The organism is Pseudarthrobacter sp. RHLT3-21 (assembly GCF_059383495.1).
Window position 1 is genome coordinate 14,954 of record NZ_JBWZCI010000006.1, and the last position, 17,741, is coordinate 32,694.

Below are 17,741 nucleotides of genomic sequence, written 5' to 3' on the forward strand. Positions count from 1 at the left end.
CTATATGTGGATAACCTTCCCATCGCTGTCTTGAGCGGCGTGGGCCTCGTCGGTGGCGTCGTCCCGGACAGGCAGGCTGACCACCAGGGTGGCCCCGCCGCCGTCGGTCTTTTCCACCCTCACGGACCCGCCGTGCGATCCCACGATGGCAGCCACAATCGCGAGACCCAGGCCGCTGCCGCCGGTCTCACGCGTCCGGGACGTATCCGCGCGGTAGAAACGCTCGAAGACCTTGGACGCATCCTCTTCTGAGATGCCAGGGCCGTGGTCCCGGACCTCGATCACGGCGAGCGGCTGCCCGCCGTCGGAGGTCCGGATGCCGACGGCGAGTTCGATCGGGCTGCCGTCCGGGGTGTAGCGCAGGGCGTTCCCAACGAGGTTTCCCACCACCTGGCGCAGCTTGGCTTCGTCACCGAGCACCGGCGCGGGTGCGGCCGGACCGTCACCGAGGCCGGCCAGGGAGATGTGGCGCATGCGGTCGCTTGCCTGCGTGTCCACCACCGCATCGTGGGCGAGCAGCTGGAGGTCAACGGGCTTTTGCTGGAGCGGGCGCTGTTCGTCCAGGCGCGCCAGCAGCAGGAGGTCCTCCACCATCGAACCCATCCGTTTGGCTTCGCTTTCGATCCGTCCCATGGCCGTGGCCACGTCCTCGTCGGTGGCCAGCGCGCCGTGGCGGTAGAGCTCGGAAAAACCCCTGATGGTCACGAGCGGGGTACGCAGCTCGTGCGAGGCGTCGGCCGCGAACCGGCGCATTCTGCCTTCGGAGGCTGTCCGGGCGGCGAAGGCCGCCTCGATATGCGCCAGCATGGCGTTCAGTGAGCTTCCGAGCCGCCCCACTTCCGTGCCGGGATTTTCGATGTCCACACGTCTGGAAAGGTCGCCGGCGGCGATGGCAGCTGCGGTCTTTTCCACTTTGGCCAGTGGCCGGAACGACCGGGACACGGTCCAGCTGGCGATCAGGGAGGCCAGCAGCAGGGTGAGCAGGCCGACGCCGGAGACCACCAGGGTGGCGTGCTTGAGGACATCGTCCACGCCTTGCAGCGGCAAGCCGATGACAACCACGGCAGGACGCCCGCCGTTGAGCACGGTCACCGCGACCACCTTCCAGTTCTGGCCGTCGGTGCCCCGGACCTGGTACGGGCGCGTGCCCCGGTTCTGGGCGTCCTCGACGGAGATGGCGGTGATGTCCGGATGGTCATCCGGATCGCCCCCGAACAGCTGGGGGTCCTCGCCGGGGGTATAGAGGATCAGTGAATATTCAGTGGGGACCATCGGGTTTGGTGCCTGCAGCTGCGTGAACGAGCGCTGCTTGCTGGCGAGGTCGACGGCGGCAAGCAGCTTGTCATCCACCTGCGCCTGGAGGTAGCTGTGCAGCAGGGTGAGGGTGCCGGCACCGGTTGAGGTCAGCGCAACAATCAGCAGTGCCATGATCATGGCCACCAGCTGGGACCTCAACGAGGCCGATTTCCACCGCTGCAGCAAGGTCAGCGCTTCTCTGCCGTCCGGAGCACGTAGCCCACTCCGCGTTTGGTCTGGATCAGGGCCGGTGCGTCCGGATCAATGTCCACCTTGCGCCGGAGGTAGGAGATGTAGGACTCGACGATCGAGGCATCGCCGTTGAAGTTGTACTCCCAGACGTGGTCAAGGATCTGGGATTTCGACAGCACCCGGTTGGGGTTCAGCATGAGGTACCGGAGGAGCTTGAATTCCGTGGGGGACAGTTCGATCACGGTACCGCCTCGGCGCACCTCGTGGGCGTCGTCGTCGAGCTCCAGGTCATCTACCCGGATCACGGCGTCGTCGTCGAGCATGGGCTGCGTGCGGCGCAAGACCGCGCGGATGCGTGCCACTACCTCGTCCAGGCTGAACGGCTTGGTGACATAGTCATCCCCGCCCACTGTGAGGCCGGTGACCTTGTCCTCGGTGTCGTCCTTCGCCGTGAGGAACAGGACCGGGAAGTGCTTGCCCGAAGCCCGCAGCTTGCGGGTGACGGTGAAGCCATCCATGTCCGGCAGCATCACGTCCAGCACCGCCAGATCGGGCGCGTGGAGCTCCGCGGCGGCCAGCGCATCACGGCCGTTGGCGGCAGAGACCACCTCAAAGCCTGCGAACCGGAGCGAGGTGGACAGCAGCTCGCGGATGTTGGGTTCGTCATCAACAACTAGCAGCTTGGCTTCTGGGCCCGTCTTCTTCATGCTCCCATCATGCTCCCAGAATCTGTGAGTTTTCTGGATGGATGGTGGGTGTTCCATGGGGAGTGCGCTCGTGGCGGTGCCCGTCCCGATCGCTGGACAGAAACACCGGGCACTTGTCAGGCGGCGCCTGCATCCTTGGCATCCATGATCCGGTAGGCATATCCCTGCTCTGCCAGGAAGCGTTGCCGTTTGGCCGCGAAATCCTGGTCCAGGGTGTCCCGTGCCACCAGCGAGTAGAAGCGGGCCGCCCGGCCGTCCTTCTTGGGGCGCAGCAGCCGGCCCAGGCGCTGGGCTTCCTCTTGCCGCGACCCGAAAGAACCGGAGACCTGGATGGCCACCGAGGCCTCCGGCAGGTCGATGGAGAAGTTGGCCACCTTGGACACCACCAGGGTGTGCACGTCGCCGGCGCGGAAGGCATCGAAGAGCTTCTGCCGTTCCTTGACGGAGGTGTCGCCCTTGATGACGGGAGCCTGCAGGCGCTCGCCGATCTCGTCCAGCTGGTCAATGTATTGCCCGATCACCAGCAGCTGCTCGCCCTGGTGCCGGGCCACCAGCTGTTCCACGATCAGGGTCTTGGACTCGGACGTGGCGCACAGCCGGTACTTGTCCGCGTCCTCGGCCATGGCATAGGCCACGCGTTCGTCCCGCGGCAGGTCAATCCGGACCTCCACGCAGTCCGCTGGGGCGATGTAGCCCTGCGCTTCGATGTCCTTCCAGGGCGCGTCGTACCGTTTGGGCCCGATCAGGCTGAAGACCTCGCCTTCGCGACCGTCCTCGCGGACCAGGGTGGCGGTGAGGCCCAGCCGACGGCGGGCCTGCAGGTCCGCGGTCATCCGGAAGATCGGCGCCGGCAGAAGGTGGACTTCGTCATAGATGATCAGGCCCCAGTCGTGGCCATCCAGTAGCTCCAGGTGAGCGTACAGGCCACCACGCTTGGTGGTGAGGACCTGGTACGTGGCGATGGTGACCGGGCGGACCTCCTTGACCGAGCCCGAGTACTCGCCGATTTCATCCTCCGTCAGGGACGTCCGCTTAAGCAGCTCGTCTTTCCACTGCCGGGCGGCCACCGTGTTGGTCACCAGGATGAGGGTTGTGGTGGAGCTTGTGGCCATAGCCGCGGCACCCACCAGGGTTTTCCCGGCGCCGCAGGGCAGGACCACCACACCGCTGCCGCCGGCCCAGAAATTCTCGGTGGCGAGCTGCTGGTAGGGGCGGAGCTTCCAGCCGTCCTCGTTCAGGGCAATCAGGTGGGGTGTGCCGTCCACATAACCGGCCAGATCCTCCGCCGGCCACCCGATTTTCAGGAGCAGCTGCTTGAGCTGGCCGCGCTGCGAGGAGTGGACCACAATGGTTTCGCCGTCGATCCGCGGCCCCAGCAGGGGCTGAATTTTTTTGGCCCGAATGACCTCTTCCAACACCGGGTAGTCGTCCGTGCGCATCACCAGGCCGTGCTGCGGGTCCTTCTCCAGCCGCAGCCGCCCGTACCGGGACATGGTTTCTTCGACGTCGATCAGCAGCGAATGCGGCACCGGGAACCGCGAGTATTTGAGCAGGGTGTCCAGGACCTTCTCCGCGTCCAGGCCGGCGGCGCGTGCGTTCCAAAGGCCCAGCGGCGTCAGGCGGTAACTGTGCATGTGCTCCGGGGCGCGTTCCAGTTCAGCGAAGGGGGCGATCGCGTGGCGCGCCTCGGTGGCCAGTTCGTGGTCCACCTCGAGCAGGATGGTTTTGTCACTTTGGACGATCAGCGGGCCGTCGTTCACGCGGGGGAGTCCTTCACTGGCGCAGTTCTTCTGCGGCCTCAATATCGATAATGCGGTGGATGGAGAGTACCCGCTCGGTTTCCTTGGCAGGATCGAAGACCCTGACGCGACCGCCGTTTACGGACAGGGGAACCACTGTCTCAAGGCAGGAATTCCCCTGGTTGTCCACCACGTTCATGCTCACGCGCTGCTTGAGCCGGATAGCACGCTGCAGGGTCTCCAGACCAAGCTGGGTGGCAGCTTCGCCGGTGCCAGGCACTGCATGTGTGTGGTTTCCGGAGGCGCCGGCCCGCCCGTTCCGCAGGACGGCCCGCCCGTTCCGCAGGACGGCCAGCTGCGCAACGACATCGTCCTCGGCGGGCGCGGTCCGCGGCGCTGTGTAGACGGGGCGGGCACTGCCCGGAACACCGGCGGTGCGGCGGAGCCGGACCACTCCGGGTTCGGCCTGGTCCACCGACGGCGACAGGCCCAGTCCGCGCAGGACCTGCGCTGTTTCCCGCGGCGGAGCCGTGGAGATCAGCACCGTGGGCGCAATCCGGGCCAGCCCCAGGCCGGCCGCCTTGGACTCCACCGCCAGCTCCAGCACCGTTGCCTCATCATCGCTTTGGATAAAGCTGGCGGCCGTTCCCACCCGGAGCCGGCCGTGCCGGGACGCGGTGTCCTCCACCAGGTATTCCAAGGGTTGGGGCACGGCCGTGGCCGAATGCTCACGGAGGAACTCCAGCAGGCTCGACGCGTCATGCCCGGCGTCCAGCGCCCGCCGGACCGAGTTGGCGGAGAACCGGTAGATGGTGGCGGGCCCCTGCCCCTCGGCGTCGGCCATCACCAGAAGCTTTTCTGCCAGCTCCGGAGCCAGGTAACCCGGGGCAACTGCCGTCAGGTCCGCCTGGAGCAGGACGTGGTTCAGCGCCGCAGGCAGATGCTCGCCCAGGATGCCCAAAGCTTCGTCCGGCTTGTCTTCGGCAATGGCGCTCCCCAGCTGGCTCAACGCACCGGAGCCGATCAATCCGAGCAGCTCCGCTTCCGCCAGCACACCCCTGATCAGGGAACTGAACCGGCGCGCCATCCGCGGCTGCGTCCATTCAGCCCGCTGGAGCACTGCCGCGGCATCCAGGACCGGTGCCGTGCCGTCCGCAGCGGCAGCCTCCTGGGTGAGCTCTTCCAGTATTTCCAGGATCCGCTTCCTGACCACAGGGGCGTCCGGCCGCTGCGCCTCGGCTGAAAGGGCATTAACGGTGTTCCCGGCCAGGGCGCGGTGCGCGGCAGGGACGCCGCCGGGGCCATTAACGGGCTGACCTACCAGTGAGGGCACACGCTCGCTCGCGAGCCAGGCGTTGACCAGCCATAGCCACTGCTCCTGGCGGGGGAGGGCCAGCCACTCCAGCTGCGGGGGCTGCACCCAGGAGGACGAGTCCACATCAAGGCGCAACAGGCCGGAGAGGGCGCTGAGCTCCAGCAGGAGGCCCGCCCGGTGCTGGTCGATGCGCAGCGTCTCGGCCAGCCGCTTCATTTCCCGGACACCGACGCCGCCGCTGCGCAGCGTGGCCAGCGGCTGTTCGCGGACGGCGTGGAGGAGATCACCCACCAGCCGGAGGGTTTCAGCGATGGCGCCCAGCGCCGCGTTCCGGCGAAGCGCAGCGGTGGTGCTGCCCAGCTCCGGAACCGGCGGGGAAAGGGAGAAGTCATTGATGACGGCGCCGCCGCGCAGGGATAGCCCCACACTGTGCGGCAGTTCCACGTGCGCAGCGTCCAGGGGGACAAGGAGGCCGCGGGCCAGGAGCCAGTCAACGGGCCCGACGTCGGCGCCCTGGTTCGAGACCGACGCTTTCCGTTGCGCCTGGGGGACGGCACCCATGGCCCAGTTGCGGAATTTGGCGAGCAACGCCGTCGTGCGTTCCGGGGCGCCGGCCAAAGCCGCGCTGAGCGCCTCGGGTGAGGATGTCCAATGCTGCAGCGCGAGGGCTGCCTCCATGGGGGTGGTGGCGTTCTGGATGGAGACGCCGCTGCGGTGCAGCTCGGCGACGAGCTGGACTACGCGCTGGGCAAACGTGGGCTGAAGCCTGACCAGTTCGGTGTAGCTGCGCCCCAGTCCGGCAGGATAGATTCCCACCACGTCCTTGAGGCTTCCCACCGGCAGGTAGTAGCGCTGGCGGTGGCCCGAAACAGCCGTTCCATGCGGCGGCTCGGCCCGGTGCACCAAAGCCAGTTCCTGGAGCGAGGCCAGGATGCGTTCCAGCGCCGCCACCGAGGACCCTGCAATGAGTTTCCGGACGCCCGCCGCCGATGCGCTGTGTTCGGTGTCCGTGTTGGTGCACAGATGCAGGGTTTCCAGCACCTGCATCTGTGGCCGGTTGAGCCGTTCAAGCGCACGCTGGACGCTGACCCTCGCGCTTGCCCGCGCGGCCAGGGCGGAAAAGTCAGGAACTGCGGGGGACATAAGGTCCGGCCGCGCTGCAAAGAGCGCCCGCAACGAGTCATCGCTGCGTGCTTCCAGTTCTCTGCTGAGCGCGCGGATAAGGGACATCAGTCCAACGTTACCGCCCGCTGGACTTTCCTGCCCGGCGCCGGCCCGCCACGCTGTCCAGGACCAGGAACAGCATCAGCAGGAACGCAACAGGCAACCCGTAGAGGGCGGTGGCGGTGACCCAGGCCGGAGCAGCGGAGCCTGCGAAGGCCAGCGCCATGACGGCTCCCACCGCCACGAGGGAAAGCATGGCAACAACCGCTGCGCAGATCATCAGTGGGCGCCGGTATCGCGAGGGTGTCATGCAGGTAACGCTAACAGCCGGCGACCGGTAACCTTGAGGAACAGACCAATACGGTCCGTCGCTGTCATACCCTGAACCCGCACATCAGTGCGGATGCGGTGACTGCCGGCCGTGTCAGAAGACGTCAGAACGAAGAAGGTTGATTACGTGCCTACCGGCAAGGTCAAGTGGTATGACAAGGAAAAGGGTTTCGGATTCCTCGCAGGCGAGGACGGCCAGGAAGTCTTCCTGCCCAAATCATCGCTGCCCGACGGCATCACGGAGCTGAAGGCCGGCACGCGGGTTGAGTTCGGCGTTGCCGACGGCCGCAAGGGTGCCCAGGCCCTGGGCCTGCGCGTCCTGGACAAGACGCCGTCCATCGCCAAGGCCAAGCGGCCCAGCGCCCGGGACCTCGCGCCGCTCGTCCAGGACCTGGTCAGCGTCCTGGACAACCTCTCCGGAACCCTGTCCGCGGGCAAATACCCGGAAGGCAACAAGGGCAAGGCCATCGCGGCTGCCCTGCGTAAGGTTGCCGACGAGCTGGACGTCTAGGTCTTGGCCATGAACGCGGAAGCTGAACAGCCGGACACCACAGCACCGGAGACGGAGGGCGCCAAAGCCGAGGCCACGCGCCGTACCGGCGTGCCCTTGTGGCGTACCGGAAAGCCGGATGCCTTCCTCGCTGCTGCCGTTGGCGAGGCGCGAGCCGCCATCGAAGGCATCACTGCGGGGTCGGACATCGGTGCGCACCTGGCCGCCAAAAGCGAGGGCGACCGCCTGGTCACACACCTCTTCGAGTCAAAAATGGCCGGCTACCACGGCTGGCAGTGGTACGCGGTCCTGACCAGGAACTCCCGCTCCAAGGTGGTCACGGTCAGCGAGCTTGGGCTCCTGCCGTCGGAGGACTCCATCCTCTCCCCGGAGTGGGTGCCGTGGGCCGAGCGCGTCCGCCCCGAGGACGCCAGGGCGGCAGAGGAAGAGGAGTCACCCGCTGCGGAGGCTTTCGCTTCGCAGCCGGATACTTCGGAGCCGGATACTTCGCAGGCTGACACTCCCGGGTCCGAAGGCCAGGACGAAGAATCCGAGGACGACGAGCCTGCCGGCGAGGCTGACTAGCAGTTGAAAATGCGCAGGGTTGAGAACCAAGAAGGCCGGCACTGATGTCCACCTTCAAATCCCTGCACATCCTCAACTACCGGATCTGGTTCATCGGCGCACTGGTTTCCAACATCGGAACCTGGATGCAACGGACGGCCCAGGACTGGCTGGTGTTTGACCACCTCACCGATCACGACGCCGGAGCCATGGGCATCACCATGGCACTGCAGCTGGGGCCGCAGCTGTTCCTGGCGCCCGTCGCCGGCCTCGTGGCTGACCGGTACAGCCGCCGGCAGCTGCTGATCATGACGCAGTCAGTGATGGCCCTCCTGAGCACCGGACTAGGCGTCCTGGTGGTCCTCGGCGCCGGCCAGCTGTGGCACGTCTACGGCTTCGCCCTGCTGCTGGGCATGGTCTCCGCCCTCGATGCCCCGGTGCGCCAGACCTTCGTTTCGGAGCTTGTCCGGGACGACTACCTCCCCAACGCCGTAGCACTGAACAGCGCCTCTTTCAATGTCGCCCGCATGATCGGACCCGCGGTGGCCGGCATCCTCACCGTGGCGGTAGGTCCCGGCTGGGTGTTCCTGATCAATACCGCCACGTTCCTGGCCATGCTCCTGAGCCTGTGGAAAATCCCCTCAGCGTCACTGCGCCAGCTTCCCCGGGCGGCTCCGGGCAAGGGCCGCATCAGAGAAGGGCTGCGCTATGTCCGGTTCCGGCCGGACATTCTGGTGGTCCTCGTCGCCGTGTTCATCGTGGGAACACTCGGGCTTAACTTCGTGCTGTTCATCGCCGCCATGGTGGGTACGGAATTCGGGCTGGACGCCAGCGCCTTCGGGCTTATGAATTCCATCATGGCCATCGGTTCCGTGGCGGGTGCGCTGCTCTCGGCCGGCCGCGGCAAGCCCCGCCTGCGGATGATCTTCGGCGCATCAGCTGCCTTCGGGGTGACCTCGGGACTGGCCGCGCTAGCCCCGGACTACTTCTGGTTCGGCGTCGCGCTGGTGCCGGTGGGCCTGTTCGCGATCACCATGATGACCAGCGCCAACGGTTACGTCCAGACCACCACCGATCCCGTCATGCGGGGCAGGGTCATGGCCCTGTACATGGCCATCTTTATGGGCGGAACACCCATCGGCGCCCCGCTGGTGGGATGGGTGGCCAACGTCGCCGGCCCCCGGTGGTCGCTTGCCGTGGCGGCCGCCTCAGGGATCATCGCCGCCGTGATCGGAATGATCTGGATCATCCGCGCGCAGCAGCTCCGGCTCACCTTCAACCGGCGCGCCCGCGGCCTGCGGTACTTCGGCGTTGTCTCCCATCTGGGCGTCCAACAACCGGGGGACAACGCAAACGGCGCCGCCCGGGACGAAAACCCGGACGACGCCGTCGGACGCTGACGCCGTCACGTTACCGCTCGTGCCACAACGGCAGCCGCGGTAACGGCAGCGGTACGCTGCGGGAGCGCTACCTGCGCAGTTCGCCCACCACGTAGTCGATGCTTGCCAGCAGTGCGGAGACGTCGGCCGGCTCGATGGCCACAAACGTGGCGATCCGGAGCTGGTTGCGGCCCAGCTTGCGGTACGGCTCGGTGTCCACGATCCCGTTGGCCCGCAGGACCTTGGCGATCGCGGCGGCGTCGATCGAGTCGTCGAAGTCGATGGTGGCGATGACGTTGGAACGGTCCTCCGCCTTGGCCACAAACGGGGTCGCGTACTCGGAGGCCTCGGCCCAGGAGTAGATCCGGCCGGCGGAGTCAGCGGTGCGGGCGGACGCGAAGTCCAGGCCGCCGTTGGCGTTCAGCCACTGCACCTGCGCGTCGAGGGTCACCAGCGTGGAGAGCGAGGGCGTGTTGTAGGTCTGGTTCAGCTTGGAGTTGTCGATGGCGGTCTGGAGGTCCAGGAAATCCGGAATCCAGCGGCCGCTGGCTTTGACCCGGGCGGCGCGTTCCAGCGCGGCGGGGGAGAAGAGGCCCAGCCACAGGCCGCCGTCGGACGCGAAGTTCTTCTGCGGGGCGAAGTAGTAGACGTCGGCCTCGGAGACGTCCACGTCCAGGCCGCCGGCTGCGGAGGTGGCGTCCACCAGGACCAGGGAACCGGCGTCGGCGCCCGCAACGCGCTTGACCGGAGCCGCGACACCGGTGGAGGTTTCGTTCTGCGGCCAGGCGTAGACATCCACGCCTGCCTCGGCGGCCGATACCGGGTGCGTGCCGGGCTCTGACTTGATGATGGAGGAGGCGTCCAGGAACGGGGCCTTGTTGGTGGCTGAGGCGAACTTGGAGCCGAACTCGCCGAAGGACAGGTGCTGGGCCTTCTTCTCCACCAGGCCGAAGCTGGCGACGTCCCAGAAAGCGGTGGAGCCACCCACGCCGAGGACCACTTCGTAGCCTTCGGGGGCGCGGAAGAACTGGCTGAGGCCTTCACGGACGGAGCCTACGAGGTTCTTGACGGGAGCCTGGCGGTGGGAGGTGCCCAGGATGGTCTTGGACGCCGCAGAGAGCGCTTCGAGCTGCTCCGGCCTGACCTTGGACGGGCCTGCGCCGAACCGTCCATCCTTTGGCAGGAGGTCGGCAGGAATAGTGATGCTGGTTTCGCTCACGGGGGCTCCAATTTCGGCATGGACGTGGCTCACGTCCGGGCGGTGGGTTGGCCGGTAGTCGGCAGTGACTGCATAAGGACCTCCTTTATTCTGCCTGAACCCCGCGATTGGGCGGGAACCTGCGCCGTCATAGTCCGGCCAATGAGACCGTTTGTCCCCGTTCGGGGATTATCCGGACAAATTCAAAATAGGCTAAGCTCTTTACCGGACCTCGCCGCTGCTGGACGCGATACGGTGGGACAACGCAAGGTACTGCGCTCGAGGAGCTGAGCTGGATGACGGATCTGATCGATACTACGGAGATGTATCTTCGGACCATTTTGGAGCTTGAAGAGGAGAACATCGTTGCTCTTCGCGCACGCATCGCCGAACGGCTGCGGCATTCCGGCCCCACGGTGTCCCAAACCATCGGCCGGATGGAACGCGACGGACTGGTGGTGGTCTCGGGAGACCGTCACCTGGAGCTGACCGAAGCCGGGCGGAAACGCGCCACGGAAGTGATGCGCAAGCACAGGCTGGCGGAACGACTCCTGGCGGATGTGATTGGCCTGGACTGGGCCTACGTCCACGATGAAGCGTGCCGCTGGGAGCACGTGATGAGCGAACGCGTTGAGCAGCGCATCTACGAATTGCTCAACCATCCCACCGAGTCCCCGTACGGCAACCCCATCCCCGGGCTGGCCGCCCTGGGCGGGCCGGCGCCTGCGTTGCCTGACGCCGCTGTGATTAATCTCCTTGATGCGATGCAGGGCTACGGGCCGGCGTCGAACGTGACGGTCAGTCGGCTGGCCGAGCCCATCCAGGTGGAACCTGAGCTGCTGGTCCAGCTGGACGAAGGCGGAATCAGGCCCGGCGCTTCGGTGTCCCTGGAGCGCGTGGGGGAGTACATTTCCGTACGGGTTCCGGGAATTGAAGGGGCGCTTGAACTGCCCCCTGAAGTGGCATCGCACGTCTTCGTTTCGGTCAGCTGACGGGCAGGCGGTCCCCCGCCTGGGGCTGCGCTATAGCGCAGTGGCTCCAGATTCCGCAAAGATAACGGAATTGTTACTGTCCAACTTAATCACCTATAGTTGAAACTCAGCGTCGATACAAAAGCGTTACCTGATCCGGAGCCGAGCTCTGCCAGCGGATCAGGTGCACGAGTCACCAACTGGCAGAGGCGGGGGAACCACAACCGGCAGTCGCAAGACTGCCTTGGGGTGAAGTCCGTCAGCAGCAAGCCTCTTCCAGCGAAGGATCCTCACGGGATATCTCTGCGCCAAGTGCTTGTCACGGCGGACCGGGTCTTTGAACTCTCTGACCCGAATCCGACAGCTAACTTCGCAGGCTACCCAGAGAGGAACATTCTTGACCATGCAACACTCCAGGGGCCGCCGTCGCGCGGTGGGCCCCGCTTCGGCGCCCAGAGCGGCCGAGGATTTCTCTGCGGAGAGGCCCCGCGACCCGCAGCGGGAAGCACGCCGCCGGCGGGGACCCTTCCGGCAGATCACCGATTTCGCCGCTGCCAGCGGCCTCGGCCAGAAGGCCGGCATCGCCTTGGCAGCAACAGGCCTGGCGCTCACCGTGACGGTCCCTGTGACCGGCCCCGTAATGGCCACTCCGGAACCCGGCCAGGCGGCGTCGGCCGTTTCCGCCGCTCCGCAGCCCGAAGTTACCGCCGAAGCCGCCGCCCAGATTGATTTCAGCCGCTCGTCCGTGGTTACCCAGGGTGACCCCGACGGCAAGCTGAAGCAGCTGCTGAGCTCGCAGTCCGCGGGATCCATAACCCGCGCCGCCTCTGCCGGAAGCCTCGGCCCGCCGCTGGCCCAGCTGGTTACGGCCTCACCCTTCGGATTCCGGGTCAGCCCCATCACCGGCGGCACCGGAGACTTCCACCGCGGCCAGGACTATGTGGCACAGTGCGGGACGTCCGTCCTGGCCGCCGCTAGCGGCACTGTGACGTTCGCTGGCTGGCACCAGTTCGGCGGCGGCAACCGCGTAGTGGTGGATCACGGCAATGGCCTTGAAACCACCTACAACCACCTCTCCTCCGCCAGCGTCAAGGTCGGCCAGACGGTCAGCCGCGGCGATGTGGTTGCCCTGAGCGGAACCACGGGCGCGTCCACGGGCTGCCACCTCCACTTCGAGGTCCAGGTCAATGGCGAAGTGGTTGACCCCACCGGCTGGCTCTGACCCAAATGATGGCAAACTATCGAATCGCAGCGACGTGCCGTGACCTGAATGTGACATTGGCTCGGAACTCCTGTAACGTCTAAAGCGCGTCAACTTTTCCGAAGTTGACGTTCTTGAGTGGATTGCCTAGCTCTGCCACCGCTCAAGGTCCGTTCGCATGACATCGTCTGGCAGGGGCGGGGGAACCAATTTTGGCCTTCGATTCTGAAGGCCTTGGGGTTAAGTCGCAAAGCTTCCACTGTGAAGCAGCGCGGCCGGGTGACTCCCATCCGAATCCGACAGCTCACCTCGCAGGCATTGGGAGAGGCTACCTTCGTGTCTTCACGCCATAATTCTGCGCGTCACCGCGCACAACCGGTTCGCACCAACCCCTTGGGCTCCGTGTCCAAGGCGGTCAGTGCCAATGCCGGGACCGTAGGTCGCCAGGCTGCTGTTATCGCAGCTGCATCAGGTCTGATCCTGAGCATGGGGCTTCCGGCCAACGCCGCGGACACCACCGCCGGCGTATCCGCCTCCACCGAGTCCGGTTCCGCGCAGACGGCACTTGCCGTCACTGCGGCGCCCACGGCTACCGTTTCCTTCGAGCGCCCCGTGATCAAGACCACGCCGGCACCGAAGGTTGAGACGGTCCGTGCGCAGTCCACGGCCTCCGAAACCGGGGCTCAGGGTGCTGCCGCAACCGAGGCCGCGGCCTCCAAGCTCGCTGACACTGTCTCCTCCGCCGCCGCTTCGGGCCTGGCAGCACTTGCCTACACCGGTATCGGCCACCCCTACCTCTGGGGCGGCACCACTCCCAATGGCTGGGACTGCTCAGGCTTCACGCAGTGGGTCTACGCCCAGGCCGGCATCAGCATTCCCCGCACCAATGCCTGGACCGCCATGCGGCCCACCGCCACACCGGCTCCCGGTGACCTGGTCATGCAGAATGGCGGCGCCCACGTCGGCATTTACGTCGGCAACGGCATGATGATCAGCGCACTGAACCCGTCACAGGGCACGCTGCTCCACTCCGCGGCATCCACGGGGTCCTCCGCGTTCTTCACGATGGCCCCGTAGGTCCTGCACTTCAGTAGTTCCTGCAGCCCAGTGCTGCCGGAACACGTTTCTTCGACAGAAACTCTTCGCTAAATCCCCGTTCGGGGCGTGCCGGCGTACCCCCAAGATGCCGGCGCGTCCAAAGCCCTTGGGCTGCCCACGCGGTCCTGAGGAAAACGAAAGAGAGAAATTAATGACTACACGTGCAACTGTTGCACGGCACCGCGCCGAGGTCACCAAGACCAACTCGCTGGCTGTCATTGCCAAGGCTGTCGGCGACAACGCCGGTGGCATGGGCCGTCAGGCTGCGGTTATCGCTGCTGCTTCCGGCCTTGTCCTGACCAGTGGTCTCGCTGCGAACGCGGCGGACACTGGAGTCCAGCATGAAGGTGCGTCCGCTTCGAACCTTGAGGTTGAGGTTTCCGCCCCGGCCATCATTTCGGCTGCGTCCACCATTGCCATCTCCTACGAGAAGCCTGCCGTGACCACCACGCCGGCTCCGGTTGAGGCTCCCGCGCCCGTTGTTGAAGCTCCAGCTCCGGCTAAGGCCGCGGCAACCGTCAAGGTAGCGTCAGCAACTCCTGCTGCTCCTTCGGCTCCGGTCGCTGCCAGCGGCAAGGGTGCTGCCATCCTGTCTGCTGCTTACGCACAGCTCGGCGTCAGCCAGGACTGCACCATGCTGGTGACCAACGCCCTGGCCGCCGTGGGCATCAACTACCACGGCTGGCCCGCCGGCTACCTGTCCCTGGGTAAGACCGTGAGCGCCGCCGAGGCCCAGCCCGGCGACCTGATCTACTACGCCGACGGCGGCGCGGGCGTGGCCCACATTGCCGTGTACGCCGGTAACGGCCAGGCAGTGCACGGCGGCTACAACGGCAACCAGACCGTTGTGTTCAGCGCCAACGTTGGCTCAGGACCGGTCTTCATCCGCGTGTCCTAGCGCCAGAGTCAGTCTTCAAAGGACCCTCGCCTCACGGCGGGGGTCCTTTGCTGTCTCCGGGCCGCGGCACTGCTCCGGACGGGTGCCCGGGCCCGACACGTGACCCCGGTTACTTCGGGGATTAGTTGATTCCGGGATTCTTTGTTTACTCTTGTGGTGTCGATCCATAGCCCGGATATGCCGGGGGCAGCCGGCCCTCGTGCCCCTGACGGGTGCGGCCACGAAGAGGTACGTGCATGCGCACTCTCGTTCTGAATGCTGGATATGAACCGCTGGCGGTAGTCACCTTTCGCCGGGCGCTGGTGCTTGTGCTCACGGGCAAGGCCAGTGTTATTGCCGAGGGCGAAGATCCCGTGGTGGGACCGCAGGACATCCTGGGCCGCCCGTCCGTGATTCTCCTGAACCGCTACATCCGCCCCAGATACAACCAGAGCACCGCGGTCAGCCGCCGCGGAGTCCTTCGGCGGGACGGTCACCGGTGCGCGTATTGCGGCAAAGTTGCCCACACTATCGACCATGTGCAGCCCAAATCACGTGGCGGCGCCGACTCCTGGGAGAACCTGGCGGCCGCGTGCCTCCGGTGCAACAACACCAAGGGCGACCACACTCCGGCTGAAATGGGCTGGAAGCTCAGGTTTGTCCCGGAACCGCCGCATGGCACCATCTGGCAGATCAAGGAACTTGAGAAGCCCACGCCGGCCTGGGATCCGTTCCTGCTGCCTGAAAAGGCCGCCTGAATTCCAGCCCGCACGGTAATTCCAGCCCGCACGGTTAAGCTGGGAGGGTGGACGCTGACCCCCTCGACTTCGATGCCGTCATCCTCGCCGGCGGCCGTTCGTCGCGGCTCGATGGCGTGCCCAAGCAGAGTCTGACGTACCACGGCGACTCCCTGTTACGCCGCTCCGCCGCCGCTGCCGGGGGAGCCCGGGCCGCCGTCGTGGTTGGTCCGGACGCCGGGGAAGTCCCGGCCGGGTTTCTTCGCTGCCGCGAGGAACCGCCGTTTGGCGGTCCCGCAGCCGCTATTGCAGCCGGGCTCGCAGCCCTCGCCACTGCCGGCGGCAACCGTCCCCCGCTGACACTGGTACTGGCCTGCGACATGCCCAACGTGGGGCAGGCGGTATCGGCGTTGAAGGCTGCGTTGCGTGCAGCAGGACCCCCCTCCGCTGGACCCGCCTCCGGGGGAGACCCCGCACGAGTGCCACAGGGCACGGAATCGGACGGCGCGGTGGCGGTCTCGGAGGATGGCCGCCGCCAGCCTCTGGTCGGCTTTTATGGCACAGCCGCGCTACAACGTTCCGTGGCGGAACTGGAAAGCGCTGGACGCTTAATCAACGGTTCGGTGCGGTCACTCCTTGCTAGTCTGGACGTGCAGCTTGTCGCCGTTCCCGCCGGCTCCACGGCCGACGTGGACACCTGGGACGATGCCGCCGCTCTAGGAGTGGCCGGCCCGGATCCCCTGAGCGGGCTCCGGGGCAACACCGCCGCAGATGATTTGGGAGGCAGAGCGTGAAAAGCCAGGACGAGACGCTGGAAGAGTGGTGCAGGGCCCTGCTCCAGGCGTATGAGCTGGAAGACGTCCAGATCGACGTCAACACCATCCTGTCGCTGGCCGGCGTGGCAGCCCACTCGGTGGTCCGCCCGGCCGCCCCGCTCACCACCTTTATTGCCGGTTTCGCCGCCGGACTGGCCGCGGGATCGGGACAGACCACGAATGCCGCCGCCATGACCGCGGCCATGGACCGCGCCCGCACCCTTGCTGCCGACTATGACGCCGAGTCCGCCGGGACCCCCGTCGAATGACTTCCGTTCAGTGACCGCCGCCCCCGGCGAACCCGAAAGCCCCGAGCAGCAGACAGCCCCGGCACAGCCCCTTGCCCACACCTGGGACGAGGCGCGCAAAGCCGCTTTTGACATCGCAACGCCGATTCCGCCGGGACGGGTTCCCCTGGGCCAGGCCCTGGGCAGGGTCCTGGCCAGCGACATCACCGCGTTGCACGACATGCCGCACTATGGGTCGTCTGCGATGGACGGCTGGGCCGTCAACGGCAGCGGCCCGTGGATTGTTGCGGAGGCGGGCCAGCGGCTGGCACCCCACCAGGCCAGCCCCATTGTCACGGGCGGACTGATTCCGCCCGGCGCCAAAGCGGTTCTGCGCAGCGAAAGTGCCGTGCTTGGAACGGACGACGACGGCCTGCCGCTGCTGATGACCGGCGGCACCGCCCGCCCCGGCGAGCCCGGGAACGGCCAGCACATCAGGAAGGCCGGCGAGGAAGCGGCTGCGGGGGAGGTGCTGGTCAAAGCCGGCGTAACACTGAACCCGGCCCATCTGGCGGTCGCAGCCCTGGCCGGGCACGATGACCTGCTGGTCCAGGGCAAGCCGGTCGTTAAACTCCTGCTGACCGGTTCCGAGGTTGTGGCCCAGGGGCTGCCGGGTCCCGGACAGGTCCGGGACACCTTCGGCCCGCAGCTCGCGGCCGTGGTGGAAATGCTCGGCGGTATCAATGGCGGCCAGGAACGGATCGGCGACTCCTACGCTGAGTGGCTGGAAGGCCTGGCGGACCTCCCGCCCGAGGTGCCGGACCCCTCCGCGTTGCCGGCCGACGTCGTGATCACCACCGGCGGTACGGGCGTCTCGGACACCGACCACCTCCGCCGGGCCGTGGCGGAACTGGGCGGGCGGCTGGTTATCGACGGCATCGCCATGCGCCCCGGCCATCCGGCTGTCCTGGCCGAGCTTCCCGACGGGCGCTTTGTCCTGGGGCTCCCCGGAAACCCGTTGGCCGCGATGATGGCATTGTCCACGGTGGGCGAACCGCTGCTGGCGGCGCTGGGCCACGGCACCATGCCGCCGGTGCAGGAGGTCCCGTGCGGCACCACCATCGAACCGGAGCCGGGCCGGACCAGGCTGATGCCCTTCCGCCTGCTCTACGGGATGGCGTCACCGGCCAAGCACACAGGTCCCGGGATGATGCGCGGGCTGACGTCGGCGCACGGGGTGATGGTTGTTCCGCCGCACGGCGTGCAGCTGGGCGAACCCGTCCCGGCGTTTGCCTTGCCGTGGGGACCGCCGGTGCCCGCGCCCGAACAGCCAGGCGCCAAGTCCAAGGGCCGGCCCGCCGCCAAGGCAGCCACCCGGGCGGCCGGCAAGGACGCTGCGAAGCCCGCCGGTCCGGTGGACTGGAGTGCCCTGCTGGGATAG

General features: G+C 66.7%; 17 protein-coding genes and 2 riboswitches. Of the genes, 11 read left to right on the forward strand and 6 right to left on the reverse strand.

Annotated elements, in window-relative coordinates:
• The 5 genes from AC50YA_RS08500 to AC50YA_RS08520 all read right to left on the reverse strand — a co-directional run bounded on the left by AC50YA_RS08500 (position 1) and on the right by AC50YA_RS08520 (position 6,723).
• Positions 1-1,482, reverse strand: coding sequence for a sensor histidine kinase (locus AC50YA_RS08500; RefSeq protein ID WP_494981856.1), 1,482 nt, complete (start codon positions 1,480-1,482; stop codon positions 1-3).
• Between the two features lie 2 nt (positions 1,483-1,484).
• On the reverse strand, positions 1,485-2,195 hold the full coding sequence (locus tag AC50YA_RS08505; protein ID WP_111908573.1) for a response regulator transcription factor: 711 nt from the start codon (positions 2,193-2,195) through the stop codon (positions 1,485-1,487).
• Between the two features lie 116 nt (positions 2,196-2,311).
• Positions 2,312-3,955, reverse strand: coding sequence for a DNA repair helicase XPB (locus AC50YA_RS08510; RefSeq protein WP_494981857.1), 1,644 nt, complete (start codon positions 3,953-3,955; stop codon positions 2,312-2,314).
• Positions 3,956-3,968: 13 nt separating this feature from the next.
• On the reverse strand, positions 3,969-6,479 hold the full coding sequence (locus tag AC50YA_RS08515) for a helicase-associated domain-containing protein (protein WP_494981858.1): 2,511 nt from the start codon (positions 6,477-6,479) through the stop codon (positions 3,969-3,971).
• Positions 6,480-6,489: 10 nt separating this feature from the next.
• A complete protein-coding gene (locus tag AC50YA_RS08520) occupies positions 6,490-6,723 on the reverse strand; it encodes a hypothetical protein (protein WP_252564047.1) in 234 nt (77 codons plus the stop codon).
• A gap of 147 nt (positions 6,724-6,870) precedes the next feature.
• On the opposite strand from AC50YA_RS08520, the gene AC50YA_RS08525 reads away from it, so the two are divergent.
• From AC50YA_RS08525 to AC50YA_RS08535, 3 genes are read left to right on the forward strand one after another with little or no spacing between them, the layout of a single operon-like run.
• A complete protein-coding gene (locus tag AC50YA_RS08525) occupies positions 6,871-7,254 on the forward strand; it encodes a cold-shock protein (RefSeq protein ID WP_160677866.1) in 384 nt (127 codons plus the stop codon).
• 9 nt (positions 7,255-7,263) lie between these two features.
• Positions 7,264-7,818: a DUF3027 domain-containing protein gene (locus AC50YA_RS08530; protein ID WP_494981859.1), complete on the forward strand. Its 555-nt coding sequence runs from the start codon at positions 7,264-7,266 to the stop codon at positions 7,816-7,818.
• A gap of 44 nt (positions 7,819-7,862) precedes the next feature.
• Positions 7,863-9,197, forward strand: a complete 1,335-nt coding sequence (locus AC50YA_RS08535) for an MFS transporter (protein ID WP_494981860.1) — start codon at positions 7,863-7,865, stop codon at positions 9,195-9,197.
• A 67-nt stretch (positions 9,198-9,264) separates the two neighbouring features.
• Here AC50YA_RS08535 and serC read toward each other — a convergent pair whose 3' ends face one another.
• Complete coding sequence (serC, locus tag AC50YA_RS08540) at positions 9,265-10,395, reverse strand: phosphoserine transaminase (protein WP_494981861.1); 1,131 nt, start codon at positions 10,393-10,395, stop codon at positions 9,265-9,267.
• Positions 10,396-10,670: 275 nt separating this feature from the next.
• On the opposite strand from serC, the gene AC50YA_RS08545 reads away from it, so the two are divergent.
• The 8 genes from AC50YA_RS08545 to AC50YA_RS08580 all read left to right on the forward strand — a co-directional run bounded on the left by AC50YA_RS08545 (position 10,671) and on the right by AC50YA_RS08580 (position 17,741).
• Complete coding sequence (locus AC50YA_RS08545) at positions 10,671-11,366, forward strand: iron-dependent transcriptional repressor DtxR (protein WP_494981862.1); 696 nt, start codon at positions 10,671-10,673, stop codon at positions 11,364-11,366.
• A 154-nt stretch (positions 11,367-11,520) separates the two neighbouring features.
• A riboswitch (cyclic di-AMP (ydaO/yuaA leader) is annotated at positions 11,521-11,739 on the forward strand.
• A gap of 9 nt (positions 11,740-11,748) precedes the next feature.
• On the forward strand, positions 11,749-12,567 hold the full coding sequence (locus tag AC50YA_RS08550) for a M23 family metallopeptidase (RefSeq protein WP_494982033.1): 819 nt from the start codon (positions 11,749-11,751) through the stop codon (positions 12,565-12,567).
• Between the two features lie 148 nt (positions 12,568-12,715).
• Positions 12,716-12,878, forward strand: a riboswitch (cyclic di-AMP (ydaO/yuaA leader).
• Between the two features lie 70 nt (positions 12,879-12,948).
• Positions 12,949-13,623: a C40 family peptidase gene (locus tag AC50YA_RS08555; RefSeq protein WP_494982034.1), complete on the forward strand. Its 675-nt coding sequence runs from the start codon at positions 12,949-12,951 to the stop codon at positions 13,621-13,623.
• A gap of 172 nt (positions 13,624-13,795) precedes the next feature.
• Positions 13,796-14,542, forward strand: coding sequence for an NlpC/P60 family protein (locus AC50YA_RS08560; protein ID WP_494981863.1), 747 nt, complete (start codon positions 13,796-13,798; stop codon positions 14,540-14,542).
• A 236-nt stretch (positions 14,543-14,778) separates the two neighbouring features.
• On the forward strand, positions 14,779-15,279 hold the full coding sequence (locus AC50YA_RS08565) for an HNH endonuclease (RefSeq protein WP_494981864.1): 501 nt from the start codon (positions 14,779-14,781) through the stop codon (positions 15,277-15,279).
• A gap of 47 nt (positions 15,280-15,326) precedes the next feature.
• Positions 15,327-16,052 (forward strand): molybdenum cofactor guanylyltransferase, encoded by a 726-nt coding sequence (gene mobA, locus AC50YA_RS08570; protein WP_494981865.1) that lies wholly within the window; start codon positions 15,327-15,329, stop codon positions 16,050-16,052.
• Positions 16,049-16,342 carry a DUF6457 domain-containing protein gene (locus AC50YA_RS08575; protein WP_494981866.1) on the forward strand — a complete coding sequence of 98 codons (294 nt, stop codon included), beginning with the start codon at positions 16,049-16,051 and terminating at the stop codon, positions 16,340-16,342. Before mobA ends, AC50YA_RS08575 begins: the two co-directional genes overlap by 4 nt.
• Entirely contained in the window at positions 16,308-17,741 is a 1,434-nt protein-coding gene (locus AC50YA_RS08580; protein ID WP_494981867.1) for a molybdopterin molybdotransferase MoeA, read from the forward strand. The genes AC50YA_RS08575 and AC50YA_RS08580 overlap by 35 nt, the downstream gene beginning before the upstream one ends.

Bases quoted from the DNA above. Each gene is read 5' to 3' on its own strand.
- AC50YA_RS08505 (WP_111908573.1), bottom strand. From the start codon at position 2,195: ATGAAGAAGACGGGCCCAGAAGCCAAGCTGCTAGTTGTTGATGACGAA.
- AC50YA_RS08515 (WP_494981858.1), bottom strand. From the start codon at position 6,479: ATGTCCCTTATCCGCGCGCTCAGCAGAGAACTGGAAGCACGCAGCGAT.
- AC50YA_RS08520 (WP_252564047.1), bottom strand. From the start codon at position 6,723: ATGACACCCTCGCGATACCGGCGCCCACTGATGATCTGCGCAGCGGTT.
- AC50YA_RS08530 (WP_494981859.1), top strand. From the start codon at position 7,264: ATGAACGCGGAAGCTGAACAGCCGGACACCACAGCACCGGAGACGGAG.
- AC50YA_RS08535 (WP_494981860.1), top strand. From the start codon at position 7,863: ATGTCCACCTTCAAATCCCTGCACATCCTCAACTACCGGATCTGGTTC.
- AC50YA_RS08545 (WP_494981862.1), top strand. From the start codon at position 10,671: ATGACGGATCTGATCGATACTACGGAGATGTATCTTCGGACCATTTTG.
- AC50YA_RS08550 (WP_494982033.1), top strand. From the start codon at position 11,749: ATGCAACACTCCAGGGGCCGCCGTCGCGCGGTGGGCCCCGCTTCGGCG.
- AC50YA_RS08560 (WP_494981863.1), top strand. From the start codon at position 13,796: ATGACTACACGTGCAACTGTTGCACGGCACCGCGCCGAGGTCACCAAG.
- AC50YA_RS08565 (WP_494981864.1), top strand. From the start codon at position 14,779: ATGCGCACTCTCGTTCTGAATGCTGGATATGAACCGCTGGCGGTAGTC.
- AC50YA_RS08580 (WP_494981867.1), top strand. From the start codon at position 16,308: ATGACGCCGAGTCCGCCGGGACCCCCGTCGAATGACTTCCGTTCAGTG.